Source organism: Gordonia sp. YY1 (genome assembly GCF_009872315.1).
GTDB classification, from domain to species: Bacteria; Actinomycetota; Actinomycetes; order Mycobacteriales; family Mycobacteriaceae; genus Gordonia; species Gordonia amicalis.
This window is the reverse complement of sequence record NZ_WXYI01000037.1, coordinates 1-9,357: the sequence shown is the minus strand read 5'-3', so window position 1 is coordinate 9,357 and position 9,357 is coordinate 1. Positions and strand designations below refer to the sequence as shown.

The 9,357-nt window shown below is 70.2% G+C and carries 5 protein-coding genes and 1 pseudogene; 1 reads left to right on the top strand and 5 read right to left on the bottom strand.

The annotated features are described in order from the left end of the window. Nucleotides 1-78: 78 nt before the first annotated feature. Complete coding sequence (locus tag BPODLACK_RS22805) at nt 79-1,275, bottom strand: DUF3068 domain-containing protein (protein WP_159406297.1); 1,197 nt, start codon at nt 1,273-1,275, stop codon at nt 79-81. A gap of 17 nt (nt 1,276-1,292) precedes the next feature. Between BPODLACK_RS22805 and BPODLACK_RS22800 the strand changes: the two are divergent. Continuing rightward, a pseudogene (locus BPODLACK_RS22800) lies at nt 1,293-2,495 on the top strand (acyltransferase family protein); the annotation flags it as partial. A gap of 59 nt (nt 2,496-2,554) precedes the next feature. On the opposite strand, the gene BPODLACK_RS23975 reads toward BPODLACK_RS22800, so the two are convergent. The 4 genes from BPODLACK_RS23975 to BPODLACK_RS22780 all read right to left on the bottom strand — a co-directional run bounded on the left by BPODLACK_RS23975 (nt 2,555) and on the right by BPODLACK_RS22780 (nt 8,966). Further along, on the bottom strand, nt 2,555-6,853 hold the full coding sequence (locus tag BPODLACK_RS23975; RefSeq protein ID WP_159406298.1) for a DUF3367 domain-containing protein: 4,299 nt from the start codon (nt 6,851-6,853) through the stop codon (nt 2,555-2,557). 110 nt (nt 6,854-6,963) lie between these two features. Further along, nucleotides 6,964-7,164 carry a DUF2613 domain-containing protein gene (locus BPODLACK_RS22790; protein WP_159406296.1) on the bottom strand — a complete coding sequence of 67 codons (201 nt, stop codon included), beginning with the start codon at nt 7,162-7,164 and terminating at the stop codon, nt 6,964-6,966. A gap of 79 nt (nt 7,165-7,243) precedes the next feature. Further along, entirely contained in the window at nt 7,244-7,966 is a 723-nt protein-coding gene (locus tag BPODLACK_RS22785; RefSeq protein WP_159406295.1) for a DJ-1/PfpI family protein, read from the bottom strand. 34 nt (nt 7,967-8,000) lie between these two features. Then, nucleotides 8,001-8,966 carry a GlxA family transcriptional regulator gene (locus BPODLACK_RS22780; protein ID WP_159406294.1) on the bottom strand — a complete coding sequence of 322 codons (966 nt, stop codon included), beginning with the start codon at nt 8,964-8,966 and terminating at the stop codon, nt 8,001-8,003. Between the last annotated feature and the right edge of the window lie 391 nt (nt 8,967-9,357).

Genomic DNA, 9,357 nt, shown 5'->3' with positions numbered 1-9,357 from the left:
GTGGTAACCACACCGATACCGGAGGTCCTCACCTATTCACTGGCGCCACACCGTCCACAACGTCCCTGGTCATTACATCTAGGTCACGTCACCGGAATCCCGACCGGTCCGCCGGAATCTCGGCGGCAGCCACGCGGGGTTGATCAGGAAACCGCCGGCGACCAGCGCGACAACGCCCAGGACGCCGGTCACGATCGGCACGATCCGGCCCCAGATCGTGATCGGCGTCGCCAGATCCGAAGCCAGGCGCGACATCTGGGACTGTGACGTGTCGTCGTAGGCGAAGGCGGCCTGTAGATGGGGCAGCCGGAAGTCCGCCGGCACTCCGGGAGTGCCCTCCGGGAAGGCGTAGAACTCGTCGACGGTGATCTTCGCGTCGACGATCGTCCCCGTGCGCGGTTCCACGGCGAGATCCCACGAACTGCGGTGCCGCAGGGTGGCCGTCAGCTCACGCGGCGGACCGTCGAGGCCGAACCACGACGCGGGCCGGGTGATGGTGACCTCGGTGCCGACCGGCCGGCCGAGCGCTGCCCGCGCGAGGTCGGTCTCGGGGACCTCGGCGCGGAACCGGGCCACATCCCTGCCGACCACCTCGGTGTCTCCGTCGTATCTCAGGGGCACGGTCGTGCGGGTGACCACGTCGAAGAACTCGTGGTCGGTCAGGCTGGTGTCGAAGGGCAGCAGGTAGGTGAAACCGCGGCGGTCCGGTACCAGCACCGGTGCCTGGTTGCTGTCGTACTGGATCTCCGACGCCCCGCGCGCCGACAGTTGCGGTACGGCGGTCTCCCGGTCGAGCGTCACCCGGTCCTTGAGCGCGTTGACCGTGACGTCGTTGCAGACCTCCGACGACTCGGCGTCGCCCTCGCTGCCGGGCCGGGGGGCCTCCGGTTCGACCTCGCGGTCGTCGATACGCAGCGTGTCTGTCTGGACCGAGGTGCCGGCCTGCAGTGTCACGCGGTGCTCGTCGGAGGGCTGCACCGCGACGACCCGCTGCTGGCGGACCAGATCGGCGTCGAGGGTCCGGGCGGCGGGCGTGGCGAGCGAGCAGCGGTCGAGGATCGTCGCGTCCTCGGCGGTGGCGACCGTGGTGAAGTCGGTGCTGAGCGGGATCTCGCGGAAGTTGCCGACGAGCAGCGTCGGCAACGCGATGGTCACCGCGATGAGAAAACTGCCGACGAAGATCAGTGTCGGCCCGGCCAGGTCCGTGGTCGACCAGCGGTGAGGTACGGACTCTGACTCCGCGGACTGGGGCACCGGGGACGGCTCCGAAGGCATGGTGGCGAGGGTAGTGGATGTCCCCGGGCTACCCTGTCACCAGCATGACCAGCACCGACTCCGCCCGCGACTCCGTCGCTGCCTCGAGGTCCGACTCTGTCGGATCATCGAGCCCCGACTCTGTCGGATCATCGAGCCCCGACTCTGTCGGATCATCGGGCACCGACTCCCGATCCGGGGCGCGCCATCCCGACGCCCCCGGACCGGCGACCGACTCGCGACGCTTCTACCCGCAACTCGAGGGCATGCGAGCGCTCGCCGCGATCGGGGTGCTGACCACCCACGTCGCCTTCCAGACCAGTGCCGTCGAGATCCCGGTCCTCGGACCGGTGCTCGGTCGCCTCGACCTCGCGGTCGCGCTGTTCTTCGGTCTCTCCGGCTTCCTGCTGTGGCGACCGTGGGTCGACGCCGCGCACCGCGGCGCCGGGCATCCGCCGGTCCGGCGCTATCTCCGTCACCGCGTCGTCCGCATCTGGCCGGCGTATGTGGTGGTCGTCGCGCTGGTGTTGCTCCTGCTGCCGGAGGCACAGGGCGCCGACCTCGACGTCTGGCTGGCCAACCTGACGCTGACGCAGGTCTTCGTGCCGCTGACGCTGACCGCGGGTCTCACGCAGATGTGGAGTCTGTCGGTCGAGATCGCCTTCTACGCTCTGCTCCCGCTCATCGGCCTCGCACTTCTGCAGTTGCGTGGTCGGCGCGTCGGGGCGCGCATCCCGGTGCTGCTGATGCTCGGTGCGCTGAGCCTCGGCTGGGCCTGGGTCGGTACCTCGCTGCCGGTCGCCGACGGGGTGGAGACCAAGAACTGGGTGTTCGGTCATCTGCCGTGGTTCGTCGCCGGCCTGATCCTCGCCGAGATCGCCGGTGTCCTCGACACCGGCGCAGCGCGCGGCCGGTGGATGACCCTGGCGATGCGGCTCAGCGCGAACCGTTCGCTGATGTTCGGGCTCCTCGTCGTCGCCTACGGCCTCGCGTGCACCCGGCTCGCCGGTCCGACCGGGCTCGGCGACGTCACCAACATCGAGTTCGCCACCAAGATGGTCCTGGGTGGACTCTGCGGCTACGCCCTCCTCGCCCCGCTGGTCTGCAACTCGGGGCCGTTCCGCTTCCTCACCTCACGCGTGATGCTCGCGCTGGGGCGCTGGTCCTACGGCATCTTCATCTGGCACATCGCGATCCTGGCCGTCGTCTTCCCGCTGTTCGGCATCGTGCCGTTCAACGGCAACACCGTCCTCGTCTGGGTGATCACGCTGGGACTCACGGTCGGGATCTCCGCGGCATCCTACGCCTTCATCGAGGAGCCGGCCCGCCACTGGCTGCGCAACCGCGAGACCCGACGCCGCAACCGTGCGGCCGGTGACTCGGTGTCGTCCGACTCGGCCTCGCCCGGCTCGTCGGCGTCGCAGCCCGGCCAGAACACCAGCCAGCCGGTCATCAGCACGGCGATCAACGCCGGCAACTGAACCCACCACTCCCAGCCGTGGTAGCCGCCGGAGGCGTGCCACGGCCCGGCGGTGAGGCCGACGGTCGCAGCCATCATCATGACGAATGTTGCCGTGACACCGACCCTCGGCGGAACGGCCGCACCGACCACGCCGACGGCGAGGCCCACGGCCAGACCCCACCATCCGGACAGCAGCCACGACGCGCCGAGGATCCCCAGACCGGCGGCCACGAGGGTGAACCGTCCGGTGGGCACCGTCCGCGGTTCGGCAACGGTGTCCCGCCCGGATCGTGACACCAGGGGAAAGGGCCACCACGCGGCGACGAGCAGCAGGGCCATCAGCACCAGTCCGATGACGAGCGACCAGCGGTACAGCGAATCGAACCGATAGGTGAGCTCGACCGCACCCGACACCCCGGCCGGCGCGACCCAGCCCTGCTGCCACCCGTTCACGACCACCGCGGACAACTCCCGGCCGTCGATCCGCGCGATCCAGCCCGGGTTGGTGGATTCGGGGACCACCAGCAGGCGTTCGGGACCGGACTCGATCTGCACCGCGCGGCTCGCCGCTGTCCACTCGGTGACGTCCGGCGTGGTCGTCGCCGCCCCGGTCACGGGCGTCCCGGCGGTCAGCGACACCGCGTCGACGGTGAAGGCCGGTCCGGGATTGACCGACACCTCCTGCTGACCGGCGGGCAGTCGCAGCTCGCCCGGTCGGCACGCACGGGCGACCACCGGTTCACCGGCACGCAGTGCTTTCGTGGTGGTCCGCGCGGAGACGCCGACAACCTGACCGGCGGCGGTGATGCCGAGACCGTCACCGCAACCGATCTCGACGACCCGGTCGCGGGCGGGCGCCCGGGGTGCCGGCGTCACCTCGACCTCGGCGATGCCCGGCGGCGCGGGTGTGGCGAATCCGAGACTGTTGACGTCGATCAGGTCGCGCTGTTCGCGGACGGTGATCTCGATGCGGTCGGTGACCGCGGGATCGAGTCGAAGGACACCGTCCTTGCCGACCTCGCGAATCTGTTCGCCGGTGCCGAGATCGACGGCGACCTCGGTCGGTGCGGACGGGTAGTCCAGCGGTGCAACGATTTTCAGCGATTCGACGCGTTGTTCGGCGGAGAGGTGGACGGTCAGGGTCGGCTCCGCCTCGTCCGCCGACTCCTCGTCGTCGTTGTTGCGGTCTTGGGGTCTTTCCCGGGCCGGGATCTGCGGTGCGGTCCACGCGGTTCCGGGGTCGCCGTCGACGGCAGCGGCCGGACCGCCACGGGGATCGGTGACCGGCCGCGGTCCGGTGGCGCTCACGCCGCCCGGCGTGGCGAGGAGCCGATCGAGCGCGTCTCCGGGTCGTGGGCGGAGGATGACCGACGGGGTGACCGATGTGTCCTCGGGGACGGAGAGAGCCCGGCTGAACACCGACGATGTCTCCGGCGACAGCCCGAGTCCCGGAGCGCACCGGGTCATCTCGCGGGCGGGGTCGGCGACGCACCACGCCCGCCCGTTCAGCTCCGAGTACAGCAGCCACTGGGCCACCTCGGTGCCCGCCGCGAGCTCGGGCAGAACGACACGATGTCTGATCTGCAGCGGTGTCGAGGTCCGCAGGTTCGACACCTCCACCTCACCGAGGGCGAACTGGTTCCCGGCGGTGCCGTCTTCGGTGCTCAGCGCGCGGATCTGTATCCAGCGGGTCGAGCCGCTCGGGGCGGTCACGGTCGTCGGTCTGCCCGGTTCGAGTCCCGACGCCACGGTGCTTCCGGCCTCGGTGGTGACCAGGACGCTGGTCACGTCCGGGCCGAGGGCCCGGGCGGTGGTCAACGACAGCGCCAGGTCCGTCTGGGGCATGGTGAATCCGATTCGCATCCACCGCCCGAGGGCTCCTTCGAGTCCGCCGCTGACCCACGCCGTCTGTGGGTTGCCGTCGAAGGCCGCGGCGGGGGAGTTCGCGGGGGAGGTCTGCCCCGGTTGCACCGCGTCCGACGCCGAACCGGACGTCGTCACCTGGACCTCGCCACTCCGGTTGTCCAGCAACCATTCCCCGCGGACGAGCGGCTGATCGTCGACCGGGTAGTCCGCGGCCGCGTTCTGGGTCCGACGCGGGTCGTCGGCCGACCGGATGGCGGAACTGTGGTCGTCGACCCGTCCGAAGTCGGTTTCCCGGTCGCTCGGGGTGTCGGTGACGATGAGTGGGCCGTCGGTGATCCCGGCGCGGCGGGCGTCGGCGTCGAGCAACACTGGACCGAGAGGTGGAAGTCCTTGACGCGCACGCACTTCGGCGAGGGCCGCGATGGCCTCGGGACCGCCCGCGACCCGTGGCATCCCGTGCTGGTCCACGAGAAGGGGACCGGTGCCGTCGAAACCGGTCGCCTCGACCGCATAGATCTGGATCGCGGGCATCGTCGGCCGCAATCCGTTGTCGCGCATCACTCCTCGGACAGTGGGCGGTCCGACCGGGGGGCCGAATTGTGCCACCCGCGTCAACCCGGGCGAGGTGTCGAGTGCCTGCTGTGCGAGGAGCGGTCGTGCCGACCGGGAGGTCTCGGGGGTGAGGTCCGCACGGAGCACCACGAATCCCACGCCCTGCTGTGCGAGGGTCTCGGCGAGGCCGGGTGATCCGCGTCCGGCGGCGATGTCGCGTTGCACGGAGTCGAGCGCACGGATGGCGCCGGGTGGCGTCAGCGGGATGGCGTCTCGCACCGCCCACGGCGCGTCGGCCAGTGGCTGGAGAGGTTCGTCGCGGGTGAGACCCCACAGCTGGTCGGCGAACGGCGCACCGGGGACGACGAGGGCGCGCGCCGGGGCGCCGTCCGGTCGGCTGCTGTGCTCGGACAACCAGTCCGCGGTCTGCTTCCAATGGTTCGGGATCGCGGTGTAGGTCCCGGCGGGTGCGAGCTGACCGGTCCAGATGAGCGAGCCCGCACCGATCACCGCGACCACGAGCACGATGGCCGCGGCCACCGGGCGGGAACGCTGCGGATGGGCGAAGGCCGACAGCGTCTCTCGTACCGACACGGTGCCGGGCAGCGGGACCCGCGCGAGCAGGTGAGCGACACCCAGCACCAGCGGGATGCGGATGAACGGTTCGAACTTGTGGATGTTGCGCAGCGGGGCACCGGAACCGTCGAGGAACACCCGGATCTGCTCGGCGATCGGCGAACCGAGACCACCGGCGAAGCCGACACACATGATCACCAGACCCACGCCCAGGATCGTCACGAGACGTCCCCGGAACGGCATGTGCCGCATGCAGAGACCGGCGAGTCCCGCGGCGGCGATGGCACCGGTCGCCAGCACGGCGGCCGGCTGGGTGACGAGCACCGCCCCGGCGACCCGCTCGGTGGAGACGAACGGTGTCCACGAACTCGCGCCGCGCAACACCTCGGTCAGCGACGTCCACTGCGTCGTCACCCGGGAGGACTCGATGTAGTCCAGGAAGGGCGGGCTGACCCGGGACAGGATGAGCAGCGGCACCATCCACCACGCGCACGCCAGGACCAGGCCCAGCGCGGTCCACGCACCGAAGCGCCACCACCGGCGGTCGCGGGGACGATGCAGCAGCCACCACACGGCCGCGACGCCGAGCGCGGCCGCCGTCGCGACCGCGTTCACCGCGCCCATCAGCGCGACGGCGGCCGCCGAGCGTGCGGCATCCCGCCACAGCGGCCGGGAATCGGAGACGGGGGCGTCGAGCGCCCGGATCACGGGGAGCAGTACCCAGGGCGCCAGCATCATCGGCAGCGTCTCCGACGAGATCGAGCCGAGGGTGGTGAGGACGCGCGGACTCAGGACGAAGACGACGCCGGCGATGACCCGGGAGGCAGGCGAGCCCAGCCGCATCGCCTCCGCGACGCGCACGATGCCGACGAAGCCGATGGTGAGGAGCAGCGCCCACCACAGGCGCTGGACGATCCAGGGCGGGACCGACAGGAGGTCGCCGGCGGCGAAGAACGCGCCGTGCGGGAAGAAGTATCCGTAGGCCTGGTTCTGGACCTGGCCCATCGGGGCGTTCGGGGTCCAGAGGTGCGCGGCACGCGCAAGGAACCCGAGTGGATTCGCCGTCAGGTCGAGTTTCGTGTCGGCGGCGATCTGCCCGGGGGACTGCAGCAGACAGACGATCAGCGCGATCGCGGCAGCCAGACCGATCCCACGTGCCGACAGGACACCTGTGGGAGCGGTGGGCGGTGTCCTACTCAGTTGCTGCTGCCGTCAGGTCGTCCCGATGCCGTGCACGGCATCGGGATCCGGCGTCAGTTGGTCTCGCCCGCGCCGCCGCGCGATCCGTAGTCGACCGAACCCTGGACGAATCCGCTGTTCGGATTGATGTTGTTCAGGTCCGTCGACGGACTGTTCTCCGAGGTGATGAACCCGCCGAGGAACACCGCGCCGAGTCCCACCAGGATGCCGGCCACTCCGGCGACGGCGCCGGACACAAGGCGGTTGTTGGTCATGGCGAAGAAACTACCATCGTGCGGTGTCTCACCTGGGTGTCACCCGGGCATGTCCGGCGGTTCATCACGGGTTTCGTCGTCAGCGGCGTGCACGGACCGTCGCCAGGGCCCGATCCCACAGCAGTCGGGTGCTCAACTTCAGCACCTCGGGCTTGTCGAGGTCGCGGCTGAGCATCACCGTCGATGCCGTGATCGTGGCGACCGACGCCTTCGACCGGTGGCCGGAGTCGAGATGCGGTTGCGGGTCGTACTCGATCGCGAGCTGGATGGCCTCGGCCTTCTTCGTCCCGGCGATCTGGTCGGCGAGCCACAGTGCCAGGTCGATGCCGGCCGAGACGCCGGCCGCGGTCACTATGCGTTCGTCGGGGCCGGCGCGCACGACGCGCTCGTCCGACACCGCCGTCACGCCGTAGAGAGACAGCGCGGTCAGCGACGACCAGTGCGTGGTGGCACGGAGACCGTCCAGCAGTCCGGCCGCGGCGAGGACCACCGAGCCGGTGCAGACCGACGTCGTCCACTGTGCGGCCGGGCCGACCGTGCGCAGCCACTCCCGAAGTTTCTCGTCCTTCGCCGCACCGAAGCATCCCGGTCCACCCGGGATGAGGATCAGATCGGGCGACGGCGTCTCGTCGAACGAGTGTGTCGCGCCGACGACGAGAACACCGGAGTCGGCGACGACCGGTCCCGGCTCGTGGGCGACGAATCGGACGTCGGCGTCGGGGAGCATGCGCAGCACCTCGTACGGTCCGACGAAATCGAGGGCGGTGAACCGTGGATAGAGGACGATCGCGATCTGGGTCATGGGTCTGCCTGTCTGTTCGGTGGCGAGGACTGTGTCAGCGGAAGGTCTTGCGGTAGTGGTCGGGGGAGATTCCGAGACGTCGGATGAACGTGCGGCGCAGAGACTCCGAGGAACCGAACCCGCAGCGCGCGGCAATCACCGGCATGGTGTCGGTGGATTCGGTCAACGCCCGACGAGCCGCATCGGTGCGGACCCGTTCGAGGTAGTCGCTGGGTGCCTCGCCGGTCTCCGCGGTGAAGACGCGGGAGAAATGGCGCGGACTCATCGTGGCTTCCTGCGCGAGGTCGGAAAGCCGGTGGGGCAGGCCGGGTTCGGCCTCGATGCGCTGCTGCGCCGCCCGGATCACGTCACGTCGTGCGCGCGGCATCCAGACCGGCGGCGCGAACTGGCTTTGCCCACCCGGCCGGCGCATGTAGAGGACGAGCCAGCGGGCGACCAGCTGGGCGAGTTCGGTGCCGTGGTCCTCTTCGAGGACCGCGAGGGCGAGGTCGATGCCCGCGGTGACACCGGCCGACGTCCACACGTGGTCCGAGCTGCGGACGAACAGGGCGTCGGCGTCGACCTGCACGGCCGGATACCGCTCGGCGAGGAGCTCGCCCACCGCCCAGTGCGTCGTCGCGCGTCGGCCGTCGAGCAGCCCGGCCTCGGCGGCGAGGAAGGCGCCGTTGCAGACGCTGATGACGCGCCGTGCCCGACCCGCCGCGTCGCGGACCCAGTCGATGAGGTCGGTGTCCTCGGTGGCTCGGTGGACGCCCGTGCCGCCGGGCAGCACCAGAGTGTCGATCGGTTCCGCGGGGTCGGGCAGCGGGTGCGAGACGAACTGCAGGCCGACGCCGGTGTCGATGGGCTCTCCGTGTTGCGACACCAGTCGCAGGTCGTAGGTGACGGGCGACCCCTGGTCACGCAGCGCGATCGATGCGGTGGTGAAGACGTCGGCCGGTCCCGTCACGTCGAGTGCCTGCACCCCGGGGAAGCCGAGAACCAACACCATTCGTGTCATGTGCTCATCGTGTCCCGACGTCGGCTCCGTCGTCCAGGACATGCATCCCACACTTGCGGACATATCCCGCCACACATGCCGGTTGAGCCGACACCGAGCGTGGCGAGGCGTTGCGCCACGCATGCCGGTTGAGCCGACACCGAGCGTGGCGAGGCGTCGCGTCACCTGTGCCGGTTGAGCCGACACCGGGCGTGGCGAGGCGTCGCGCAACCTATGCCGGTTGAGCCGACACCGAGCGTAGCGAGGCGTCGCGTCGAAACCCGTCCGCCATCAGACCCCGCCGACCGGTTCAATCAGCAGGGACGCGAGGTTTCGACGCGGTGGCTCGCTCCGCTCGCTACCGGCTCAACCAGCATGGACGCGGTGGCTCGCTCCGCTCGCTACCGGCTCA